General features: G+C 42.7%; 23 protein-coding genes and 1 pseudogene. 19 read left to right on the top strand and 5 right to left on the bottom strand.

The genetic code is table 11. The features are described from left to right. Positions 1 to 10 precede the first annotated feature (10 nt). The 4 genes from deoB to GVJ38_RS06575 all read left to right on the top strand — a co-directional run bounded on the left by deoB (position 11) and on the right by GVJ38_RS06575 (position 4,120). Positions 11 to 1,177, top strand: a complete 1,167-nt coding sequence (gene deoB / locus GVJ38_RS06590) for a phosphopentomutase (RefSeq protein WP_159722382.1) — start codon at positions 11 to 13, stop codon at positions 1,175 to 1,177. A 9-nt stretch (positions 1,178 to 1,186) separates the two neighbouring features. Then, complete coding sequence (locus GVJ38_RS06585; RefSeq protein WP_159722381.1) at positions 1,187 to 2,005, top strand: purine-nucleoside phosphorylase; 819 nt, start codon at positions 1,187 to 1,189, stop codon at positions 2,003 to 2,005. Between the two features lie 34 nt (positions 2,006 to 2,039). Continuing rightward, positions 2,040 to 2,744, top strand: a complete 705-nt coding sequence (deoD, locus tag GVJ38_RS06580) for a purine-nucleoside phosphorylase (protein ID WP_159722380.1) — start codon at positions 2,040 to 2,042, stop codon at positions 2,742 to 2,744. A 185-nt stretch (positions 2,745 to 2,929) separates the two neighbouring features. Beyond that, positions 2,930 to 4,120: an iron-containing alcohol dehydrogenase gene (locus tag GVJ38_RS06575; protein ID WP_159722379.1), complete on the top strand. Its 1,191-nt coding sequence runs from the start codon at positions 2,930 to 2,932 to the stop codon at positions 4,118 to 4,120. Between the two features lie 52 nt (positions 4,121 to 4,172). Here GVJ38_RS06575 and GVJ38_RS06570 read toward each other — a convergent pair whose 3' ends face one another. Continuing rightward, positions 4,173 to 5,165, bottom strand: a complete 993-nt coding sequence (locus GVJ38_RS06570) for an acyltransferase family protein (RefSeq protein ID WP_159722378.1) — start codon at positions 5,163 to 5,165, stop codon at positions 4,173 to 4,175. Positions 5,166 to 5,268: 103 nt separating this feature from the next. Here GVJ38_RS06570 and GVJ38_RS06565 point away from each other — a divergent pair, with 103 nt between their 5' ends. The 12 genes from GVJ38_RS06565 (at position 5,269) to xylB (ending at position 16,744) form a co-directional block, all read left to right on the top strand. Beyond that, on the top strand, positions 5,269 to 6,141 hold the full coding sequence (locus GVJ38_RS06565; RefSeq protein ID WP_159722377.1) for an alpha/beta hydrolase fold domain-containing protein: 873 nt from the start codon (positions 5,269 to 5,271) through the stop codon (positions 6,139 to 6,141). Positions 6,142 to 6,207: 66 nt separating this feature from the next. After that, entirely contained in the window at positions 6,208 to 6,843 is a 636-nt protein-coding gene (locus tag GVJ38_RS06560; RefSeq protein WP_235032838.1) for a TVP38/TMEM64 family protein, read from the top strand. 237 nt (positions 6,844 to 7,080) lie between these two features. Then, complete coding sequence (locus GVJ38_RS06555; RefSeq protein ID WP_159722376.1) at positions 7,081 to 7,692, top strand: DUF1054 domain-containing protein; 612 nt, start codon at positions 7,081 to 7,083, stop codon at positions 7,690 to 7,692. A gap of 335 nt (positions 7,693 to 8,027) precedes the next feature. Beyond that, positions 8,028 to 9,017 carry an aldo/keto reductase gene (locus GVJ38_RS06550; RefSeq protein ID WP_159722375.1) on the top strand — a complete coding sequence of 330 codons (990 nt, stop codon included), beginning with the start codon at positions 8,028 to 8,030 and terminating at the stop codon, positions 9,015 to 9,017. A 310-nt stretch (positions 9,018 to 9,327) separates the two neighbouring features. After that, complete coding sequence (locus GVJ38_RS06545) at positions 9,328 to 10,797, top strand: BglG family transcription antiterminator (RefSeq protein WP_159722374.1); 1,470 nt, start codon at positions 9,328 to 9,330, stop codon at positions 10,795 to 10,797. A gap of 3 nt (positions 10,798 to 10,800) precedes the next feature. Continuing rightward, positions 10,801 to 11,268 carry a PTS sugar transporter subunit IIA gene (locus GVJ38_RS06540; RefSeq protein ID WP_159722373.1) on the top strand — a complete coding sequence of 156 codons (468 nt, stop codon included), beginning with the start codon at positions 10,801 to 10,803 and terminating at the stop codon, positions 11,266 to 11,268. Positions 11,269 to 11,290: 22 nt separating this feature from the next. After that, entirely contained in the window at positions 11,291 to 12,193 is a 903-nt protein-coding gene (locus tag GVJ38_RS06535; protein WP_159722372.1) for a ketose-bisphosphate aldolase, read from the top strand. A 73-nt stretch (positions 12,194 to 12,266) separates the two neighbouring features. Beyond that, a complete protein-coding gene (locus GVJ38_RS06530; RefSeq protein ID WP_159722371.1) occupies positions 12,267 to 12,575 on the top strand; it encodes a PTS fructose transporter subunit IIB in 309 nt (102 codons plus the stop codon). Between the two features lie 18 nt (positions 12,576 to 12,593). Continuing rightward, positions 12,594 to 13,691, top strand: coding sequence for a PTS fructose transporter subunit IIC (locus GVJ38_RS06525; RefSeq protein WP_159722370.1), 1,098 nt, complete (start codon positions 12,594 to 12,596; stop codon positions 13,689 to 13,691). An 18-nt stretch (positions 13,692 to 13,709) separates the two neighbouring features. Then, positions 13,710 to 14,225 (top strand): D-lyxose/D-mannose family sugar isomerase, encoded by a 516-nt coding sequence (locus GVJ38_RS06520; RefSeq protein ID WP_159722369.1) that lies wholly within the window; start codon positions 13,710 to 13,712, stop codon positions 14,223 to 14,225. 70 nt (positions 14,226 to 14,295) lie between these two features. Beyond that, positions 14,296 to 15,258: an aldose epimerase family protein gene (locus tag GVJ38_RS06515; RefSeq protein ID WP_159722368.1), complete on the top strand. Its 963-nt coding sequence runs from the start codon at positions 14,296 to 14,298 to the stop codon at positions 15,256 to 15,258. 10 nt (positions 15,259 to 15,268) lie between these two features. Further along, on the top strand, positions 15,269 to 16,744 hold the full coding sequence (gene xylB, locus GVJ38_RS06510) for a xylulokinase (RefSeq protein WP_159722367.1): 1,476 nt from the start codon (positions 15,269 to 15,271) through the stop codon (positions 16,742 to 16,744). A gap of 122 nt (positions 16,745 to 16,866) precedes the next feature. Here xylB and GVJ38_RS06505 read toward each other — a convergent pair whose 3' ends face one another. From GVJ38_RS06505 to rpsD, 3 genes are all read right to left on the bottom strand, one after another. Beyond that, positions 16,867 to 17,376, bottom strand: coding sequence for a biotin transporter BioY (locus GVJ38_RS06505; RefSeq protein ID WP_200849464.1), 510 nt, complete (start codon positions 17,374 to 17,376; stop codon positions 16,867 to 16,869). A 134-nt stretch (positions 17,377 to 17,510) separates the two neighbouring features. After that, positions 17,511 to 18,134, bottom strand: a complete 624-nt coding sequence (locus GVJ38_RS06500; protein ID WP_159722365.1) for a CPBP family intramembrane glutamic endopeptidase — start codon at positions 18,132 to 18,134, stop codon at positions 17,511 to 17,513. Between the two features lie 106 nt (positions 18,135 to 18,240). Beyond that, the gene (gene rpsD, locus GVJ38_RS06495) at positions 18,241 to 18,852 is read right to left on the bottom strand and encodes a 30S ribosomal protein S4 (RefSeq protein ID WP_159722364.1); all 612 of its coding nucleotides are present in this window, start codon (positions 18,850 to 18,852) and stop codon (positions 18,241 to 18,243) included. A gap of 309 nt (positions 18,853 to 19,161) precedes the next feature. Between rpsD and GVJ38_RS06490 the strand changes: the two are divergent. Together GVJ38_RS06490 and GVJ38_RS06485 are read left to right on the top strand one after the other, a co-directional pair. After that, positions 19,162 to 19,777 (top strand): annotated as a pseudogene (locus GVJ38_RS06490) (DNA alkylation repair protein). 17 nt (positions 19,778 to 19,794) lie between these two features. Next, positions 19,795 to 20,574 (top strand): HAD family hydrolase, encoded by a 780-nt coding sequence (locus tag GVJ38_RS06485; RefSeq protein WP_159722363.1) that lies wholly within the window; start codon positions 19,795 to 19,797, stop codon positions 20,572 to 20,574. Positions 20,575 to 20,651: 77 nt separating this feature from the next. Here the strand turns inward: GVJ38_RS06485 and brnQ are convergent, their stop codons facing one another. Next, positions 20,652 to 22,022 carry a branched-chain amino acid transport system II carrier protein gene (gene brnQ, locus GVJ38_RS06480; protein WP_159722362.1) on the bottom strand — a complete coding sequence of 457 codons (1,371 nt, stop codon included), beginning with the start codon at positions 22,020 to 22,022 and terminating at the stop codon, positions 20,652 to 20,654. A gap of 494 nt (positions 22,023 to 22,516) precedes the next feature. On the opposite strand from brnQ, the gene GVJ38_RS06475 reads away from it, so the two are divergent. Then, positions 22,517 to 23,311, top strand: a complete 795-nt coding sequence (locus GVJ38_RS06475) for a TIGR00282 family metallophosphoesterase (RefSeq protein ID WP_159722361.1) — start codon at positions 22,517 to 22,519, stop codon at positions 23,309 to 23,311. Positions 23,312 to 23,319: the final 8 nt, after the last annotated feature.

Below are 23,319 nucleotides of genomic sequence, written 5' to 3'. Positions count from 1 at the left end.
AGGGAATCATATGTTTAAACGGGTACACTTGATCGTCATGGATTCAGTCGGGATCGGCGAAGCGCCAGACGCTGAAAAATTCAATGATGTCGGAGCGGATACTTTAGGCCATATCGCACAAGAAGCGGGCCTTCATATCCCAAATTTAGAATATTTAGGGTTAGGGTCGATCCGCCCATTAGCTGGAGTAGTCGATAAAGAAAAACACCTTGGCTATGCGACTAAATTAGAAGAAGTCTCGGTGGGAAAAGATACGATGACCGGGCACTGGGAAATCGCTAGCTTGAATATCAAAAAACCATTCCGAGTCTTTCCAGCAGGTTTTCCAGATGACCTGCTCCGTAAGATCGAAGAATTTTCAGGCCGGAAAGTCGTTTGTAACAAACCGTATAGCGGGACGCAAGTCATCAATGATTACGGCGAACATCAAATGAAGACCGGCGACTTGATCGTGTATACTTCCGCTGATCCCGTCCTGCAGATCGCAGCTCACGAAGAAATCATCCCGCTGGCTGAATTGTATAAGATCTGTGAATATGTCCGTGAGATCACAAAAGATGAACCTTATATGATCGGCCGCATCATTGCTCGTCCGTATTTAGGCGAACCAGGTGATTTTACTCGAACGGCTAATCGCCATGATTACGCGCTAGATCCATTTGGCAAAACGGTGCTTGATGCGTTGAAAGATAACGGGAAAGACGTGATCGCAGTCGGTAAGATCAACGATATTTTCAATGGGCAAGGGATCACCAAAGCGATTCGCACGAAGAGTAATATGGATGGGGTCGATCAATTGCTGACGGTCATGAAACAAGATTTTGAAGGGTTGAGCTTCACCAATCTCGTCGACTTTGATGCGTTATATGGCCATCGCCGTGATGTAGTCGGGTATGCCCATGCCATCGAAGACTTTGATCTACGAATTCCTGAAATTTTGACTGAACTTGATGAAGATGACCTGTTGTTGATCACCGCTGATCACGGGAATGATCCGACTTTCCCTGGCACCGATCACACGCGAGAATATGTGCCGCTTTTAGCCTACAGTAAAAAAATGACGGCCCAAGGGAAACTACCACAAGGTTTTTATGCAGATATTGCGGCGACGATCGCAGAAAATTTTGCAGTACCAAAAACAGAAAACGGAACGAGTTTCTTAACACTTTTAAAATAGGAGGGTACTATGACAGATTTACAAACGAAAATCCAACAAACCGCTAGTTACATCGAAGACAAAGGTGTAGGCAAAGTCGAGGTCGGTTTGATCTTAGGCTCAGGGTTAGGCGAATTAGCTGAAGAGATCGAAGACGCAGTGATCGTAGCTTACAATGATATCCCGCATTTTCCCATCTCAACAGTCGTTGGGCATGCTGGACAATTAGTCTACGGTCGTTTAGCTGGTAAATATGTGTTAGCGATGCAAGGTCGTTTCCATTATTACGAGGGCAATGCCATGGAGACTGTCACGTATCCAGTTCGGGTGATGGCAGCGCTAGGCGTCACGTCATTAATTGTGACGAATGCAGCCGGTGGTGTGAATGAAACATTTACGCCTGGGAATTTGATGCTCATCACAGACCACATCAATTTTATGGGAACTAATCCTTTGATCGGACCAAATGATGAACAGATCGGCCCGCGTTTTCCAGATATGAGTGCCGCTTATACGAAAAACTATCAAGAAAAAGCGCGCGCAGCTGCGAAACGTTTAGGCTTAGAATTAAAAGAAGGTGTCTACATGGGCTTTACCGGACCAACCTATGAAACCCCGGCTGAGATCCGCATGGCCCGGACGCTTGGGGCAGATGCTGTTGGGATGTCAACTGTTCCTGAAGTGATCGTAGCAGTCCATAGTGGCTTGAATGTTTTAGGAATTTCTTGCATTACGAACTTAGCAGCAGGGATGCAAGCCAACTTGAACCATGCGGAAGTCGTGGAGACGACAGAACGCGTCAAAGAAGATTTCAAATTATTAGTCAAAGAAACATTGGCACTTTTATAACCGAGTCGTCAATCAAAAAGGGAGGCTTTTACAAATGAGTGTACACATCGAAGCAAAACCAGGTGAGATCGCCGATAAGATTTTATTACCTGGTGATCCATTACGGGCTCAATTTATTGCGGAAAATTTTTTAGAAGATGCGGTTTGTTATAACAATGTCCGAGGGATGCTCGGCTTTACCGGAACTTACAAAGGCCAAAAGATCTCTGTTCAAGGTACGGGGATGGGGATGCCTTCTGCTGGGATCTATGCCCAAGAGTTGATCCAATCTTACGGGGTGAAAAAGCTGATCCGTGTAGGTACATGCGGCGCTTTATCAAAAGATGTCCATGTCCGAGATCTGATCATCGCTCAAGGTGCAGTGACTAGTTCCTCTATGGTAGAAAAACATTTTCCTGGTTTCCATTTTGCGCCGATCGCTGACTTTGGATTGTTAGCTAAAGCTTATCAGGTCGCAAGTGAACTGAACTTACCAACGCATGTAGGAAATGTTTTATCTGAAGATACGTTTTACAAAGATGAGCTGAAATCAACGTTCCATCTAGCTGATTACGGTGTCTTAGGAGTTGAGATGGAAGCGGCGATCTTATACTATTTAGGTGCGAAATTCAAGGTGCAGACCTTAGCCGTCATGACCGTGAGCGACCATATGATCACCGGTGAAGAGACGACGTCAGCCGAACGGCAAACGAGTTTCAAAGATATGATGAAAGTCGGTTTAGAGACTGCTTTGGACTAAACCATCGAACTAAAATTTTTTTCATCCAAACTAGCGAGCACGCAGGAGTTAGAAAAAACTTCATCGCGTGCTCGTTTTGTTTCGGCTAGCAAAACACAGTTAGTTCAGCGGGCTTCATTTAGCATTTTAACTAAAATCGTGTATGATAGAGAAGAAGCAGTGACAAGAATTAGGAGGAATACGAAATGGATAATTTTAATTTTCATGTGACGACCGATATCCGCTTTGGTAAAGATCGCTTGAATGAATTACCAGAAGTTTTGAATCAATTTGGTAAAAAAGTCTTGGTGACCTATGGCGGCGGGAGTATCAAAAAAATCGGCTTGTACGATCAGGTCATGGCACAGTTGAAGGCCAATGGGAATGACGTCTTTGAATTAGCAGGTGTAGAACCCAATCCGCGAATCGAAACAGTAGAAAAAGGAATTGCTATCTGTCGGAAAGAAAAAATCGATGTCGTCTTAGCAGTCGGCGGTGGTTCTACGATTGATTGTGCCAAAGCGATCGCAGCCGGGACTTTATATGCTGGTCAAGCGTGGGACATGGTCTTAGAACGCAAAAATTTCAATGGACCTGCTTTGCCACTAGTGACGATCTTGACCTTAGCAGCAACGGGCAGCGAGATGAACAGTGGAGCCGTGATCTCCAATTTGACTACTAATCAAAAATTAGGATTTGGCGGACCTTCGATGTTACCTAAAGCTTCATTTTTAGATCCGCAAAATACATTTTCAGTTGGAAAGTATCAAACAGCAGCTGGTTCAGCGGATATTTTCAGTCATTTGATGGAAAATTATTTCAAACAAACCGTTGGCAGTGATGTCCAAGATTTTGTGGCGGAAGGATTGATGCGGACCGTGATTAAAAATTGTCCGATCGCATTGAAGACACCAACTGATTATGACGCGCGGGCGAATTTGATGTGGGCCAGCAGCTTAGCATTAAACGGCTTGACTGGTAATGGCAAACTGGGTTCTTGGTCTTGTCACCCGATCGAACATGAGTTGAGTGCGTTTTACGATATTACACACGGGGTGGGACTGGCGATCTTGACGCCTCGTTGGATGGAATATTGTTTGAGTGAAGACACGGTCGATAAATTTGCGCAATATGCTTGGAACGTTTGGCAAGTAGATGAAAAAGTACCGATGATGGCTGCGCGGATGGGTATCCAAAAATTATATGACTATTTCAAAGCGTGTGACATCCCGATGACCTTACCAGAAGTCGGGATCAAAGATGATCATAAATTTGCGGTGATGGCTGAACAAGCAGTGAAATTCAACGCGATCAAAGACCAAGCTTATGTTTCATTAGATGAACAAGCGGTGGTGGAAATTTTGAATAACTGTTTGACTGAAAGTAGTTTTGTCTAAAAAATTAAATTAAAAAAGTTCTGCCGGAGAAATTCACTCTGGTAGAACTTTTTTAATTTGGCATGATAAAGTGGATCAATTTTTGTAATAAGCGATCTAATGTTTCTGTCACCTTTTTACGCGACAAGAGGTAGACGACTAAAAGCGATCCAGCAACGAGCAAGCTGAAATGCAGCACCGGATTGTGGATGGCTTGGGTGAATTGGACGAGCGGCGCAATCAAATAAATGTGGAGCAAGTAGATCGACAATGTTTTTTGCCCCCACAGTGAAAAAAAGTGCGGTCGCGGTTCGGCCAACACGATAAACGCAAAAACAAAAGCGAAACCGAGCGCGTATAAAAAGATATTACTGCCGATGTTTTCATACCAAAGTAAAGGATTTGCGGCATAGGAGCGATCTTTCCACAACAATTCTGGGGACAGATCATATTTTAGCCAGAAAGCAGCCGCGCCAAGACCGATAGCGATGATCATACCGCTCACCGTCTTTCGTAGTGGTAGTCGGCGGATTTTTTTGATCCGTTGCGGGGTCGTAAAATAGCCAGCTAAAAAATACGGCAAAAAGCCTAATGTGCGGGCCATCGCCATGTAAGTGCCAAACTCGGTCAGTAAGCCAGAAAATATCCCTACGATAAAACTCAGCAATAAAATATGACGCACTTTGACTAAGTCAGGTAACAACAAGCGCCAAATGAACATACAATATAAATACCACAGCGTCCAGCCGGGATTTAAGATCATGATCTCTTGGATCTTACCCAGTGCCAGCAAAATGACACTCAAGATCAGATTCAATAAGAGGTACGGAATCAAAAAAGTCCGAACGGCATTTGAGCGCGCTTTTTCTAAATTTTTTGAGAAGTAGCCAGAGATAAAAATGAAGACGGGCATATGGAACAAATAAATAAAGACATAAACAAATTTTCCGACATCATTTTCAAGCCGGAAATATTCTAAGGCATGGCCTAAGACGACTAGTAAGATCAATATCCCCCGAATATTATCGAAGAGGAATTCCCGTTTCTTTTCACCGATACGCTCCACCTCCAGCTAGGTTCTATGGTAAAATGAAACAAACTTTGCAATCTTATTGTAGCATTGTTTGCTAAGTGAGAATAATAATTTTATGAAATGAGGAGGGGACCGCTTGCGTTATTCTGCAAAATTAGTTAAAAATCTATTTAAGCTGCTCAACATGAAAAAAATCGTCGGGATCAGTATGATCGCTCCGCCAAAACGTCGCAACTTGACGTTAAAGCAGCTCAGTCGCACGGATATCCCTCAAAAAATCTATCAAATCGATGGGTTTGAGCTGATCACGCTCTTGCCTGCTGCCCCTAGTCGGCATCACGTCTTTTATTTGCACGGTGGCGGCTATGCGTTAGAAGCTTCGCCGTTTCATAAAAATCTCCAAGAACGGTTTGTTAAACGCTATAACTTAAAAGTCAGCTACTTCAACTATCCCCTAGCACCGGAAAATACGGCGGATAAAACGTTGGCACTGACTGAAAAAGCGTTTGAACATTTGTGTTACTTATATCCAGATGATGAATTTCGTTTTTTCGGGGATTCAGCTGGCGGCGGCTTAGCGACGAGTTTGGCTCAGCGTTTGAAGCGGATTGATTTAGCTCAGCGGCCTAAAAAATTAGCGCTCGTCTCGCCGTGGCTTGATGTCACTATCAGCGACCCGCGTTCAGCAGCGCTACAAGCAAAAGATGTCTTATTAGAAAAAGATTTATTGTCTGAAGCTGGTGAAAATTATGCTGGCCGGTTAGCCCTTGATGATCCCCGCGTCTCACCGATCTATGGGAATTTTGACGGCTTGGGTGAAATGCTGGTGATCGCCGGAACCGATGAGATCTTATATCCGGATGTTTTGCGTTTGAAAGAAAAAGTCGCCCACAGTTCTGGCACGACCTTAAAACTTGAAGTCGTTCCCGGAATGATGCATAATTTTGTCATCTATCCATTACGGGAATCGACCCCTTATATCGATCAGATCGGTGAATTTTTCCAATGATCGCCTCACCGTTGAAATGAACGGATTTAAGGAAAATTTTCACATTAATACGAAAAAGGAGCAGGCATGGAGCCAAAAGTAAAAATGAAACGTCCTAGTAAGAGTAAGTGGACGATCCAGCAAAAAATCATCCAAGCATTACCAGTAGCTGGACTGATCGCGTTTGTCACTGTCTTATTTTATATCCAGCATTATGGCCTATTTAAAACGCCAGCTGATCTACAAGCTTTTATCAAACAATTTGGCAGTTTTGCCGTCGTAGTATTTCTCATCGTGCAAGCGATCCAGCCAGTGATCCCTTTTTTACCTGGGGGGATCGCAACGATCGTTGGCATGCTGATGTTTGGTAATCTCGCAGGCATTTTATACAGTTATCTGGGACTGGTAGTCGGTGAGTTTGCATTATTTTTTTTGATTCGCCGTTTTGGACCTCGTTTTGCTCGGTTCGTTCTATCACCTAAAAATTATCAAAAATTTGAAACGACTTTACAAGCCCACACCCGTGATATCAAACGGCTCTTGATCGTCTGTTTTATTTTTCCTTTTTTACCAGATGATCTCGTGTGTCTCGTGGCGGGCATGACGGATTTGTCCTTTAAAGAATACGCGAAGATCATTTTGATTTTTAAATTATGGTCGGTGGCGGCTTATGGCTACCTCGTGTTGTTTGTGATCCATCAAGCCCCGCTACTTTTCCACTAGTCAAAGCTAAAAAAGTGTGCTATAGTTTGTCCATGCGATGAGCCGAGTGGATCTAGCACCATCAGATCCTTCGAAACCAGAGGCACACGGCTTTGCCACCTGTCGGATTTTACAGGGTGTCGGAAAAAGGCTTTTGTGGAGAAAACTTTTTCTATCGAGCAATCGGTACTGGCTGACCAGCTGAGAATTTCTCAGCTGGTCTTTTTTATCGTTTACAGACTGTTTTGAGGTGAAGAGATGTTCAATGAAGAAAGCTTTGCTGTTTTTACACTTGCTGGACTAGACGAACGAATGGCAGCGATCCGCCACGAGATCCAGCCGGTTTTTCAAACGTTGGCACAAGATTTCAAAACCCGTTTATCCACTGAGTTGGGGACGGAATATTTCAGTCATATCGCGCAACACCGGCGCCGCACGATTCATCCGCCAGACAGTACGTTAGTTGCCTTGAGTCGAAACAAACGCGGTTATAAGATGGAACCACATTTTCAATTAGGGATTGCGCCGGATTTTGTCTTCATGTGGTTGGCTTGTATCGATCAGCCGCCGCAAAAACAAGAAATTGCTCAAGCGCTGTTGGATCAGCTAACACTTTTTCAAATGTTGCCAGCTGATTTTTATCTTTCTGGTGATCATACGAAAAATTTGATCACACCCCTTACTCAGCCAGCGGTCGAAAAAATGCTGCTTCGTTTTCGCGATGTCAAAAAAGGCGAATTTCAAATCGGTCGGATCATCCCTAAAGCAAGTACATTGTGGCAACAGCCAGCCGCCGCGCAATGCTACATGTGGGAAACTTATCAACAACTACTGCCGCTGTATCAAACAATGATTAAGACGGGCAAATAAAAAAAGTATCCACTGGATTGTGGATAAGCTGTGGAAAAGTAAAAAATGCTGTTATTAAAGGTTCAATAGGCTATTTTTTACTGCTTTTTATTATTTTATCCACAAGATAAATTAGAAGAGTCAATCAAGTTATCAACGGGGAATTGTTGATAACTTTTTTTAATAGCTTCCGTTGAGTTTTCCACATGGGAAGGTAAGTTGCTTTACTTAATGATAGAAATTTGAAATTGGCAATTCCAATTTCTATCAACGTTAGACTTTATTTTCTTGAGCGGTTTATTTTTACTTTTCTTCAAGTATACTAGAAGTTATAAACTAAAAATGAGGTGAGAAAAATGTACCACGCACAAGAAGATCGTTATGAAAACATGCAATACCGGCGCGTCGGCAACTCAGGACTGAAATTGCCTGCTATCTCATTAGGACTCTGGCATAATTTTGGTGATGTCGATAACTTGGCTCGCCAAAAAGAAGTTTTGTTCCGAGCATTTGATCGTGGGATCACGCATTTTGATTTGGCGAATAATTACGGACCGCCTGCAGGTTCAGCTGAAGAAAATTTTGGCCGGATCTTACACGCTGATTTGAAATCTTACCGAGATGAGCTGATCATTTCATCTAAAGCGGGTTACTATATGTGGCCAGGACCTTATGGCGAGTGGGGCTCAAAGAAAAATATCATCGCGAGTTGTGATCAAAGTTTGAAGCGACTCCAGTTAGATTATGTCGATCTTTTTTATCATCACCGACCTGATCCGGATACGCCGTTGGAAGAAACCGCTCAAGCGTTAGATTTATTGGTGCGGCAAGGCAAAGCACTTTATATTGGCGTTTCCAATTATTCGGCTGAACAAACAGCGGCGATCGCGAAAATTTTCCGTGAGTTGAAAACTCCCTTCATTATTCATCAGCCGCGGTACAATATGCTGGATCGGTGGATCGAAGACGGCTTGACGGAAGTCTTGCACGCTGAAAAATTAGGGGCGATCGTTTTTAGTCCACTAGCACAAGGTGTGCTGTCAGATCGCTATTTGCACGGGATTCCGCAAGATTCGCGGGCGGCTCGAACGTCCAGTCCGTTTTTGACGCCAGAAAAAGTAGAAGCGACATTGGCAATGGTCAAACGATTGAATACTGTTGCGAAAAAGCGCCAGCAAACATTAGCTGAAATGGCCTTAGCTTGGAATTTACGCCAAGAAGTTGTCGCGAGTGTCTTGATCGGTGCTTCCCGTGTCAGCCAACTAGAAGACAATTTAAAAGTACTGGAACACTTGGAATTTTCAGCAGCAGAATTAGCAGAGATCGAAACGATTTTAGCAAACTAAACGAATAGACTTGTTCATGAATGTTATTTGTGAGCGGGTCTTTTTTTAGTGGGGGAAAACAAATCGGTGCTACGAAGTGTTTAGAATCGCTAGTTAAATGTTAAAAAAATAAAAGCTAAGAAAGAATTTGTTTATTTAATAAGAAACTGGTTGGCATTACGTTTTGAATTCCCGAATACTTAAAGTAGTTCGCGGTTAAGTTAAGGTGAGTCAAAAATAAAAGTCTTTAATAAGCTGTCCATAACTACGGACACCGATTGAAGTGTAACCGCATTCAAAAACACTATACTAAAGTCAAGAGGTGAGGGAAATGATTTTTAGTTCGAACGAAAATCTATTGATCAATATGCTGAATTATGAGGATTATCTATCCGCCAAAAAATTAGCTGAAACTCTTTTTGTTTCCACTAAAACGATCTACCGGATAGCCAAAAGAATCAATGAAATCTCACAAAGCGATTTCAATGAAGCCTTGATCATCTCTGAACCAGGAAAAGGTTATAAACTCAATACGTATTTTATTCATCGAGATATTCATTCGATCGTCGATTTCAAAGAAGAAAATGAATTGAATGAAGTGTTACTGAATTTGTTGTTCAAACACCCTAAAAAAATCAGCCGTAAGTATTTCGAAACGCAATATGTCAGCGAGAGTACAGCGGAACGACAAATCAAAAAGATCCACGATAAGTTACAGGAATTTGAGATCCAGTTAAAAACCAACAAAGATTTTATTTGGTTGGTGGGCAGTGAGATCGATTTGCGAAAAGCCGTGAACCATATTTTTTCTGATTTGAATAAGTTAAACAGTCTAGGTGAGATCGGACTTGAAATCAATGCGATTGATCGGCATTTTATTGATCGACAGATCGCGCTGATTGAAGAGGTTGTCGGTGAGTACATCAATTATCCTTATGACATCACGCTTTATACGCATATCTATCTGCTGATCAAGCGCTATCGCGAAGGCGAAGTGAAATATCTTGAACAACAAGAGCCGCTGGAAGCTGATGAAAAACAACTGATGGCGAATAATCCAGCCATTACCAAGATCGCGCAAAAAATCGTTGAGAATATTGGGAATTATCTCAATCTGTTACTTGATCCACTTGAAATCTATTTTGTCTTCCAAAATCTTTATTCGATCAATATCCAAAAACGCGAAAGTAGCAATGTCGATAAGCATTTGGCAGAAACGATCGCAACTGAATTGATTACAAAGTTTTTCAATTTATCCAATACCACCTTATTGCCGGCCAGTCGCTCGCTTTATGAAGACCTTTACCAACATATTTTACCGATGTTGAGCCGCTTACGTTTAGGTATTCAAGTGGAAAATAATTTATTGAATGAAGTGATGTTTGAGTATCGAGAGACTTTTTTTAAAGTCAAAACGATCGTTGAAACGTTAAATCAAGAGCTTGTTTTTGATACGAAGATCAATGCAGCCGAGATTGGCTATCTCACATTGTACTTTGAAAAATATCAGATCAATCGGAAAAACAAAAAGAACTTATTATTAGTTTGTTCAACCGGTGTGGGGACTTCAGAATTATTGAAGATGCGAGTGCAGCAAAATTTTCCTAATTTAAATATCATCGCCACCATGAGTCAAAGGCAACTAAAGCATAATCAGACCTTTGTTAAAGAAAATATCGACTTAATTTTTTCAACTTTGAAATTGCCGTTGAAAGTAGACTCGATCCCGGTTTTGACGATCAGTCCACTCTTAAATGGTCAAGACATTCAAAAGATAAATTTCACTTTAAAGGAGTTGTAACCAATGCAAACAACGATCGAACTAGATAAAGTAATCAAAAAAGAATTGATGATCATTGACTCTAAAGCGGCGACTAAAGCCGAAATTTTAGCTGAGTTAGTCGAACGACTAGCGATGCAAAAAGCAGTCACTGACCCAGCTGCCTTTTTAGCGGATGTGTATTTACGAGAAGCAGAAGGCGAAACGGGGATCGGGCAAGGAATCGCGATCCCTCATGGAAAATCACCAGCCGTTCAGGAAACAACAGTTGCTATTGCAACGTTAGAAAATGAAATCGAATGGGAGACACTCGATGGTAAGGGGGTTAAGGCAGTTATCTTATTTGCGGTAAAAGATTCTGATGCCAACACGACGCATATCTTACTCTTGCAGCAGATCGCGATTTTACTAGCAAACGACATTTTCATTGAACATTTAAAGGCTGTGACATCGGTTGATGAATTATTCGAACTAATTGTAAACCAAAAATAAAATGATATAGGAGCGAAAAATTATGTTAGTAACTGGAAAAGAAATCTTAGCAGTAGCAAAAGAACAGGGCTTTGCCGTACCGGCTTTCAATGCAGGTTCAGGTCAATTATTAAACGCAGTGATGGAAGCTTGTGAAGAAGCACAATCACCAGTCATGATCGCGATCCATCCCGATGAGCTGAGTTTTTTAACAGATAGTTTTGTCAGCCAAGTCAAAGATTTAGCGAACCATTCAACATTACCGGTTTGTATCCATTTAGATCATGGTGCAAGTTTTGAGCAGGTGATCCATGCGATTCAACTAGGTTTTACTTCAGTCATGATCGACGCCTCTCACTTACCCTATGAAGAAAACGTTGCGATCTCACAAAAAGTAGTGGAAGCAGCACATGCAGTTGGCGTTTCTGTTGAAGCAGAGTTAGGCACGATTGGTGATACTGGGAACACGGTTGAAGGTGGTGTAAGTGAAGTAATTTATACCGATCCTGCTGTCGCGCAAGATTTTATTGAAAAAACAGGTGTCGATAGTTTAGCAGTCGCTATCGGAACGGCTCACGGGATCTATCCAAAAGATGTGGAGCCAAAATTACGACTTGATATTTTGGAAGAGATCGAAAGTTTAACGGATCTGCCATTAGTGTTGCACGGCGGTTCAAGTAATCCAGATGATGAAATCAGTAAAGCTGTTACGATGGGCGTCAATAAGATCAATATCTCTAGTGATATCAAGATCGTCTTTGCGGAAAAATTGCGGGAAGTTCTAAATGCAGGGAACACGGAAATCCGGGAACCAAATGTACTATTCCCACCATGCATGGCTGAAACAAAACGGGTCGCACTAGAAAAAATCAATTTATTCAAATCAGCTGATAAAGCAAAATTTTATCATGCCACAACTGAAACACGGGAAACGGTAACCGTTTAATTAAATGTTCTGCTGGTCATCAACTTGATCAGCAGAATCTTACTCAAAGTAAAGTAGCGAAAGGATGATTAAGATGAAAATCGTAGGAATTGCAGCTTGTACAGCGGGGATCGCCCACACGTATATCGCCAAAGAAAAATTAATGAATGCAGCGATCGCCCATGGTCATCAGATCCAAATCGAAACACAAGGGTTAGCCGGAACGCAAGATGCTTTGAAGCCTGCTGAGATCAAGGACGCTGATGTCGTAGTGATCGCCGCTGATATCAAAGTCAATGGTCGCGAACGTTTTGCAGGTAAAAAAATCGTGGAAGTACCAACTGGGCTAGTGGTGAAATCACCAAATAAGTTAGTTGAGAAGTTAGAAGAAATCAAAGTCTAAGCATAAGGAGGTAAAATTATGGAGGCGATTAAAAACTTAGGTTTCAAGAAGCATTTAATGACAGCGATTTCATTTTTCTTGCCGATCGTAGTAGCTTCAGGCTTTTTACTGGCAATTGGAAATATGTTGGGCGGTGAGAACATCGCAAACTTTTCGAAAGGCTTCTCTTTTGCGGATACGATGACGACGATGGGCGGTTATGGTTTAGGTTTATTACCGATGATCGTTTCGACGGCGATTGCGTATTCGATCGCAGATAAGCCGGGGATCGCACCTGGACTGATCATTGGAATGGTCGCTAGTGGGATCGGCGCAGGCTTTTTAGGTGGTTTGATTGGTGGCTATGTCGCTGGGATCATCGTTGTTTTATTGACGCTTTATATCAAAGTCCCAAGTTGGATGCAAGGTTTGATGCCGACATTAGTGATTCCTTTTGTCAGTTCATTTTTAGCTGGGATGGTCATGTATTATATCGTAGGAACGCCGATCAATTGGTTCACTAGTCTGATCACTAATTACCTAGGAAATCTGAATACCTCGTCATTATTTGTTTATGGTGCCATCATTGGAATCTTAGCCTCGATCGATTACGGCGGTGCAATCAACAAAGTCGTGTTCGCCTTTGTGTTCGCTTTATTTTCAGAAGGCATCTACGAACCGATTACCGTTTTGATCTTAGCTTCGATGGTAACGCCGTTTGGTTTGACGATGGCGTATTTCATAGGAAAAGTCATCCGGAAAAATATTTTTAACAAGCAAGAAATTGAAACGTTGAAGACTGCTTTTCCGATGGGGATTTGTCAGATCACAGAAGGCTGTTTCCCTATCGTATTAAATGATCTACTGCGTTGTGTGATCGCAACAGGTGTTGGTGGCGCGATCGGTGGTGGGCTGAGTATGTTGTGGGGAGCGGATAGTCATATCCCCGCTTCTGGAATGTTTGCGATTCCGACCATGACGAATCCTTGGGCGTTTGTAGCGGCCTTGCTCATCGGTTCGCTTGCTACAGCAGTCACGATTTTAGTGCTAAAAAAACAAGTCGATCCCGAAGCAGAAGTCATCGTTGAAGAAAAAGAAGAGGAAGAGATTTCTTGGGACGAGCTTAAAATCAGTTAATAGCAAGGAGAATGTCAAATGGATTATCAAGACCGAGTCAAAGCAGCTTTTCTAGCATCAGGAATCGTGTTTACCGAAGCTGAACTAGCTAGTATTGATTATGCTGATTTTGATTTGAATAATTTAGAAGTAGAAGGCTTAAATTTGATCGTCTATATCAATAATGAACGCTATTGTGCCAAAGAGATGGTGTTGTTACCTCAACAAACCTGTCCAGAGCACCGTCATCCAGCGCGTGGTGACTTAGCTGGTAAGCAAGAAACTTTCCGTTGTCGTAAAGGCAAAGTTTATTTATACGTAGAAGGTACAGGGACAGCTGAAACGATCAAAAGTCAGATCCCAGCTGGCAAAGAAGATTATTACACGGTCTTTCACGAAATCGAGTTACACCCAGGGGAACAATATACGATCGATCCGGATACCAAACACTGGTTCCAAGCCGGTGAAGACGGCGCGATCATTTCTGAATTTTCTTCACCGAGTGACGATGCAAGTGATATTTTTACCGATCCAAACATTAAACGAGTGAATTAAAATCAAACAGGCTAAGGCTAGTAGAGCCTGGCCTGTTTTTAATTGTCATTTTAAGAAATGAGGAATGAACGTGCAAAAATATCAATTAGAAAATGACGTCGTCTTGATTGAATTTTTAGATCTAGGTGGTTGTATCACGAAAATGATCAATAAAAAGACGCAGACAAATTACGTCTTGCAGTATGCCGAGGAAGAATTGTATCATGAAAATCCTTATTTTTTTGGTGCGACGATCGGCCGGAATGCCGGACGGACGTATCCACCAGCCTATCAAAATAGTTCCGGTGAGCAGATTTTATTAGATCAAAATGAAGGGCATGTGCATCTGCATGGCGGCAAAGCAGGACTTCAGTATCAAGTTTGGACAGTTGAAAAACTTACGGATATGGCTTTTCGTCTGCGGTTTGAAGATAGGAATTCTAACTATGAAGCATTTCAACTTCAACTGGATTATCAGTTGAGTGGAGCGGATTTTACGATCGAAATGATCGGACACGGAACCCAGCCGACGATCTGTAATTTGACTAATCATTCGTATTTTAATTTGAATCGACAGAAGACACAGACCATTGAAAATCATACTTTAAAAGTTGCGCCAGCTAAGATCCAAGTCATCGATTCGCAATTTGTACCGACTGGAGAATATTTAGGGCCTGAAGTTTCACTAGGCGCTGCTTTTAGTTTTGAACAGCCGAGACAAATCGCAACGGCTTTGAACCAAACTAACGAGCTGGCTGAGATTTGTGCTGGAGGAATCGATTTAGCTTATTGTTTCACTGGCGGGGAAACACCACAAATTTTATTGACGAGTGAGGATGAACAAAATCACTTAGCGATTACTTCTGATCAAGAAGCGTGTGTCATCTATACGTTAAATAAAATCGACCAAAGCGTCTCCATCAATGATTATCAGCCGATTCAAAAATACCAAGGAATCACTTTTGAGATGCAACGTAAACCTAACTATATCCATGAAGCAGATGATTACTTAGTCAAAGACTATCAGGCAGTTACTAATTACCATATTTTTTAGGAGGAAGACGATGGAGTATTATTTAGGTGTAGATCTAGGAACTAGTTCAGTCAAAATAATCGCTGCTAATAGTGAAGGCGCGATCGTCGGCAGCACGAGCGGCTCCTTTTCAATTATTTCAGAACAGGCTAATTATAGTGAGGAAGATCCGCGAGATTGGTTGTCAGCATTTGAGACAGCGTTCCAAGAATTATTGCGCCGCTTCCCAGTGCTCAAAACGAATTTGAAAAGTATTTCGTTTGCGGGGCAAATGCACAGTTTAGTTTTATTAAATCAAACGGGAACGCCGCTTCGCAATGCGATTTTATGGAATGATACGCGAACGACCCAAGAAGTTAAACAGTTGATGGAAAATTATCGGAACCACCTCTTAAAAGTGGAAAAAAACCGTGCGCTGGAAGGGTTCACATTACCTAAAATTTTATGGATCAAAGCGCATGAGCCACAAATCTGGCAGCAGACTTGGAAGTTTATGCTGCCAAAAGATTATTTGGTTTACTATTTGACTGGAAATGTCTTTACGGATCGTTCAGATGCTTCAGGCACGATTCTGTATGATCTTGAGCAGCATGAATGGGATATGGAGTTGCTGAAGGAGTTGGCGATTGAACCGGAAAAATGTCCAGCAGTTTTACGTTCAACTGATTCAGCTGGTGAGTTGACAGCTGAGATCAAAGCAAGATTTGGGATTCAAAGTCCGGTTGAAGTGATTATGGGCGGTGCGGATAATGCCTGCGGTGCACTGGGAAATATTACGGATCGAAAAACGCAAGGGTTGATCTCCATTGGGACTTCTGGGGTCGTGTTGACCTATGCTGCTAAAAAAACACAGCCCAACGGAACCTATCATTACTTTAACTCAGCCTTAACCGATCTCGATTACAAAATGGGGGTCACCTTGGCGGCAGGATATTCATTGGAGTGGTTCAAAAAAGTATTTGCGCCAACTGAGAGCTTTGCGGAATTGACTCAATTAGCAGTTAGCAGTCCGATCGGAAGCAATGGGATCTTATTTTTCCCTTATTTGTTCGGGGAACGGAGTCCGTATTTCAATGCGGAATTGACAGGTGGTTTCAGTGGTTTCAAAGCATATCACAACCGCGCTGATCTGGTCCGTGCGGTTTTAGAAGGGATTGCTTTTTCGTTGCGAAATGTTTATGACCATCTTGGGGCAGAAGAAACGCGATCTTTGGAACGATTCCGTATCACAGGTGGTGTCGTGAAAAATGAATTCTGGCTGCAACTATTTGCGGACGTCTTCAATAAAGAAATCGAAGTTTTAGCGTTAGATGAAGGCCCGGCGTTTGGTGCATTGATCTGTGGCATCACTGGAGTAACGGGCGAGGACCCCGCTAAAATTTGGCAACGATATAATCGAGTGAAAAAAGTATATGTTCCTTCACTAGACAACCATCAAAACTATCAACTGAATTTTGAACGTTTTGTAGAACAAAGTCAGCAATGGAATCAGCAAAATACGCAATAAATAAAATGGCTAGCTGCACGAGTATTTTTCGAAAATAAAGCGGGACTGAATCACGGCAAAAAATGCCCTGTTTCAGTCTCGCCTTATTTCTTGCTGGCTAAACGAGTTCGTCCAGTTTAACTTTATCCCTGCCCCACCCGCAATTTTTTTGGCAGGCGTTTACTGATCAAAGTGCCTAAGTAGCCCGCTGCACAGGCTTTGATGATGCCAGGAATAATGAAAGGAAGACAACCGGCTAACAAGGCATTTTGCCAAGCTAAGTTGCCGCTTAATTTTAACCAGACCGTCCCGAAAAGTAACGTGATCGCCGCGCCGATGATATTTGCAATCATGGCCCAAGCAAATTGCAGCAATTTGCGTTCGAGCAGCCAACCGGTAACAAGCGCGTTGAAGACAAAGCCGACTAAAAAACCACCAGTGGGGCCAAAAAGAACAGCAAAGCCAGCCGAACCACCCGCAAAAACAGGTAAGCCGATCAAGCCCAACAATAAATAAATGCCCACTGCCAAGGTGCCGACTTTTTTTCCTAGCAAGGTAACAGTCAAACCAACGGCAAAAGTTTGTAACGTTAATGGGATCGCGCCTAGTGGGATCGTGAATTGAGAAAGGATCGCGATGACAGCAGCAAACATCGCCGCTAGAATTAGTTCAGATAAATTCGATTTCAACTAAATTCCTCTTTTCGTAAACTAAATTTAAAAATAAAAGTTAACGAAAGTATACTACAAGTTGACAGAAAGTAAAGCGTTAGTTAACGAAATGCTATTTAAATTAAATTGATCACTAGATGGAGCGCAATCGGAACCGCGAGATTTTTAGTTTTTAAATAGAGGGCACTCAACAACCAGCCAAATAGAGCAGAGAGTAAAAGTTTGACCCCAGTCAAGCCGTGCGTCACTGCAAAAATGATCCCGGAGACAAGCGTGCCCGCGATTTGATTTTGCTTCGTGGTTTGTTTGAAAAAGAGATTGAAAAACAAGCCGCGATTGACGAGTTCATCTAAAACCGGTGCAAATAAAAATGTCGACAGGCCTGCTAAAGTCGGATAAAAAGTTAGGGCCTTAGCAAGTTGGGGTTGTTTAAACGCATAGGTGTTCAGTAAGCTCAATCCACTAGCGAGACAAAAAGCGGCGATGATCAGTTTGCGATTTTGCTTCGTGATTTTTTTAAAGCCAAAATGTTGCGGATTGAATTTTTTCAGCTGCTTCCGATATAAAAAAAGCAGTCCGGCAACTAACAGCACCCAACCAGATGTCGCTAGGGCAAGTAATTCTTTTTCATGGGTTCGGATAAATGTAAAGCTGAATTGGAGCCAAAATTGTAGGTTATACGTCAAGCACAACAGCAAAGTAGTCGTGAACAAGGCGATTTTTTTGAAGAAAACAGGCACGAAGATTCTCCTAAGAAAACTATTTTTAGTGTTGCATTCAAAATGTCGATTCAAGGCACAAAAAAAGCTGCCAGCCTAAGCTCGCAGCTCGAAGTAATGACAGAAATTACATTACTTGGTTGTAGAATTCAACGACTAGTGATTCGTCGATCTCTGGATTCATTTCTTCACGTTCAGGTAAACGAGTTAATGAACCTTCTAATTTTTCATCGTCAAAGCTGATGAAGGCTGGGCGGCCAACTGCTGATTCAACTGCATCTTTAACCGTCACCATGTCTTTTGATTTTTCACGGATGCCGACAACTTGGCCAACTTCCACTTCATATGAAGGGATATCAACACGTTTGCCATCAACTGTTACGTGACCGTGGTTTACTAATTGACGTGCTTGCCGACGAGTTGAAGCTAAGCCTAAACGGTAAACAACGTTGTCTAAACGACGTTCTAGTAAGATCATGAAGTTAACACCGTGTTTACCTTCTTTGATTTTGCTAGCGCGTACGAATAAGTTACGGAATTGACGTTCATTCAAGCCGTAAGAGAAACGTAATTTTTGTTTTTCAGCTAATTGCAAGCCGTATTCTGATTTTTTCCCACGGCTGTTTGGTCCATGTTGACCTGGAGCGTAAGGACGACGAGCTAATTCTTTACCCGTTCCTGATAAAGATACGCCTAAACGACGAGATTTTTTCCATGCTGGTCCTGTATAACGAGACATTTAAAATTCCTCCAATTAAAATAGTAGTTGGAGTAAAATAATCCGTTGAAAAATTCATATCCGTGTAGTTCGTTCTTCAATCTTCACCTTTGCAGCCGCGGTTACGCAATTGAACCTTTTCGGCAACGAACTAGAGGCGGGCTATTATTTCTCTGCTGCATTATTTTACACAAAGCCTAGTGTACCAAATTTTTACTGCAATCGTCAAGTCGACTTAATAAACTTGTAACGTAAATGCCTTTGCAAAAGCTGGGGATTTTCACTACAATAAAGCAGGATGATCACTTGGCGAGCAGAAAGGATGCTGAGATGAAGGAATTGATTTTTCCGATCCAGCCGGAACAGCGGGTGGCGATGCAGCGCTATTTGAAAGACCAATTTTTATTTTGCGGAGTCAAAGCCTGTGAACGTAGACGATTGGAAGCTGATTTTTTACAGGCGAGCGTGACGTTGCCGATTACGGAATTGGTTCAAGTCGTCACGTACAATTACCGCAAGCTCGAGCGAGAGTATCAGTACTATGCGATCGATTTAGTTCAAAAAAATAGTTCGCGGCTAAGTTCAGCTGAACTGGCATTATTTTTGCCGTTGATCGGTGAAAAAAGTTGGTGGGATACAACGGATGCGTGGCGTAAAGTGTTCAGTACGTTTGTCACCGCCCATTTGAAGCAGCGAGCAGAAATTTTTGCTTGGTTTTACGGGCACGAAGATTTTTGGTATCGCCGGATCGCCATCACATTGCAATTACGTTATCAAGCGGCTACCGATCGTAGCAGACCGGGACACGCCAGAATTTTTTATTCAAAAAGCGATTGGCTGGGCTTTACGCGATTTTAGTCGGACTGATCCAGCGTGGGTCGCACATTTTTTACAAACACAGGCACTAAGCAAGCTGGCTCAAAGAGAGGGCAGCAAATACATATAGGAGTGTAGACGACAGACATGGAAAGAAAATTGATTGCACTAGACATCGACGGCACATTATTGAATTCGCAAAAGGAACCTTTGGAAAGCACGATGCGGGCGTTGCAAGTCTTGCGGCGCGCCGGACACTTAGTGATCATTGCCAGTGGCCGTTCGCGCTTATTAGCAGGTCCGGTGATCCACGAGTTAGGCTGTACGAATTATATTTTATGTAACGGTTCTGCCGCATTTTTAGATCATGAACAGATTTATAAACATTTGTTGGATCGTGAAGCATTGGCTCGTTTGCTGGAATTTGCCAAAGCGCGTCAAGTCGATGTTTCATTGTTTAGTTTAGATGCACTCGGCCGCGTATCAGATTTTGATTTTCCGCGGGTCAAAGATGCGATGGATTCTTTCAATGGTCCGATCCCACCGTTTGAACCAGACTACATGGCGCATCACGAGATCTATCAAGGCTGTGTGTTTTACGATCGCGCAATGGACGCTGAGTTTGAGCAGGCTTTTCCAGAATTCCGCTTCGTTCGCTGGCACCAAAACAGTGTCGATGTGATTCCAAATCATGGCTCGAAGGCTCAGACGATTTTAGCTTTGGCCGAACGAGTTGGGATCAAGCCGGAAAATGTGATCACATTTGGTGACGGCAATAACGATGTGGAAATGTTGCAATTAGCTGGGACAGGCGTTGCGATGGGAAATGCTTCGATGCATGTGCAACAAGCAGCAAATCTGGTGACAGATACCAATGATCACGATGGAATTTTTAAAGCATTGCGTCAATTACAATTAGTTGATTAATAATAGTAGAAAAATGCAGGTGGGAAATTTTCCCACCTGCATTTTCTTCCTGTTTGATTCAATTTTGCTTCAATTGCTCAATGTTTTTCAACTTGCAGTTCGTGAACGGGTGCAGGGTTGAATTTATAAAGTACCAAACCTAAACCAAAGCCTACTAATGTTGGTAAGACCCAGCCAAGCCCTAGCGCTGCAAAAGGAACGTAATGATGATAAGCTGCCAGTACGTTTGCGACGACTGGTTGCGTTGCGACGACTTTTGGTGCATTGGCTAACATATCTAAGACCGCTGGTACGGCAGTCAAAGCGATCGTCAATTGGTAGACGCGTTGATTTTTTTCAAAATATTTATGAGTCAATGACAATAAGATCAAAGCAAGGGACAATGGGTAAAGGAGCATCAAAACGGGTAGCGACCATTGGATGATGTTATCAAGTCCGGCATTGGCGACGACAAATGAAACGACGGTCGTGACGCGGAGCCAATTTTTATAACTGACTTTCGGAAACAGTTTATGGAAGTCTTGGGCAAATGAGACTAACAGCCCCATCGCGGTAGTGAAGACGCCTAATGTGACTAAGACGCCTAAGAACACACCGCCAAAATCTGACAAGTAGTAGCGAACGATTTGTGCTAATGCAACACCGCCGTTATCAGATAGTTCAAAGTGATTCAAACTCATGGCACCGACTAAGACGAGTCCGAAGTAGATGACGACTTCTAATAAGACGCTCAATGTGCCAGCTTTAGCCGTGACCCGAGCCGCATCTTTTTTAAAGCCAAGCGCTTTGACGGCGTGAACAAAAGTGACACTTAACGCGAGTAACGCAACGGCATCGACTGTGTTGTAACCTTGCAAGACACCATTAGTCAGCGCGTGACTGACATAAGCAGTAGTCGGTTGTTGGTGTAACGCGCCCATCGGTTTGAAAAAGGCGATCAAAAAAACGACGGCTAGTAAGACTAAGAAAATACTATTCAAATATTTGCCGACGTACGTGATGAGTTTATTTTGATGCAACGTCAAGAAATACGCTAAGCCAAAGAAAACGGCGGTGAACAATAATAAGCCAACTGTTAAATACTGAGTGGGTAAGAATGGTTTTAAACCGATCTCAAAAGCAGTCGCAGCGGTCCGAGGCGTTCCGAAAAAAGGTCCGATCGTCAAGTGGACTAAAACTAGAAACAGCGCCGCATATTTTCGGCCCACGGGGCGAGCTAGATCGTAAAGGCCATCACTATTGGTGACCACGACTGCTAAAATCGCAAGCAGCGGGAACAACGCACCGGAAACCGCGAAGCCTAAGCTAGCAGATAACCAGTGGCTGCCAGCTAATTGTCCGAGATGGACGGGAAAGATCAAATTGCCTGAACCAAAAAACATTCCGAAAATCATGGAGCTTAACACGACGAGCTCTTTTTTTGAGACTTTTTTTGTAGTTGATGCCATAATAAATTCCTCCTAAAAGTTTGGTTGCATGATGCAAGTAAATGGGACTAATATCAACTTCCAAAAATCATCTCCCCTTTCATTTGAAAAGCAAAAAAGCCCTTCTCCCATATCGGGAAAAGGGCTCGAGTTCGAACGGTACCACCTTTTAAACAACTTATTTCACAGACGCTGGTAACTATCTGCTAGCCGGATAATGGTGGCAGCCACAATGTTCTACATATCGACATTGACTCAGAAATGATGTTCGCGATCTGCTGACTGCCGCTTCTCACCTGCTGCGGCTCTCTTTAAATCAAGCTTAGAATCGTTACTGTTTTTCCTCGACGCTTTTCGTTTGTTTAAGTTGGGACTATCATAAAACAAAATATTCTGAATTGCAAGTCAATTGCTGAAAAATTTTTCTCGTACTCGACAGCGGAGGAAATCTTTCAATTGAAAGCAAAAACCACTATAATGATAAAACGAAATGCTTTAAGAGAAGGGGAAAAAATGTGCGGTTATTATTTATTGGGGATGTCGTTGGTTCATTAGGACGCCAAACCATTACAGATTATTTACCAAGATTGAAAAAGAAATACCACCCACAACTGACGATCGTCAACGGTGAAAACGCTGCGGCTGGTCGAGGGATCACGGAAAAGATCTACAAAAAATTTTTACATGATGGCGTCGATGTGTTAACGATGGGTAACCACACGTGGGACAACAAAGGAATTTTTGAATTTGTCAATGACGCGAAAAAAATGATTCGGCCGGCCAATTTCCCAGCTGGGACACCAGGCAAAGGGATCGTCTATGTCAAGGTCAATGATTTGGTCTTAGCAGTGATCAATCTTCAAGGTCGCGCGCTGATGACGGACTTAGATGATCCGTTTAAAAAAGCTGATGAATTAGTAGCCGAAGCGCAGCAACAAACGCCCTTCATTTTTGTTGATTTTCATGCTGAAACGACGAGTGAAAAGCAAGCGATGGGCTGGTATTTAGACGGTCGGGTCTCAGCGGTCGTGGGCACTCACACGCATGTGCAAACTAACGATGCGCGCATTTTACCAAAAGGAACAGCGTATTTGACCGATGTCGGGATGACTGGGCCTTACGATGGGATTTTAGGGATGCGAAAAGGTCCGGTGCTGGAAAAATTTTTGACGGCGTTACCACAGCGCTTTGAAGTGGTGGAAGAAGGCCGCTTTTTACTATCGGGCTGTGTGATCGACTTGTCAAAAGAAGGACACGCACAAGCGATCAAGCCATTTTTGATCAATGATGATCGCCCGTTTCGTGAGTAGGAGAACAT

Origin of the sequence: Enterococcus sp. CSURQ0835 (assembly GCF_902706605.1) — a bacterium.
Classification (GTDB): domain Bacteria; phylum Bacillota; class Bacilli; order Lactobacillales; family Enterococcaceae; genus Enterococcus_A.
Note: the sequence above shows the minus strand (reverse complement) of the source record. Positions and strands in the feature narration are given on the sequence as shown.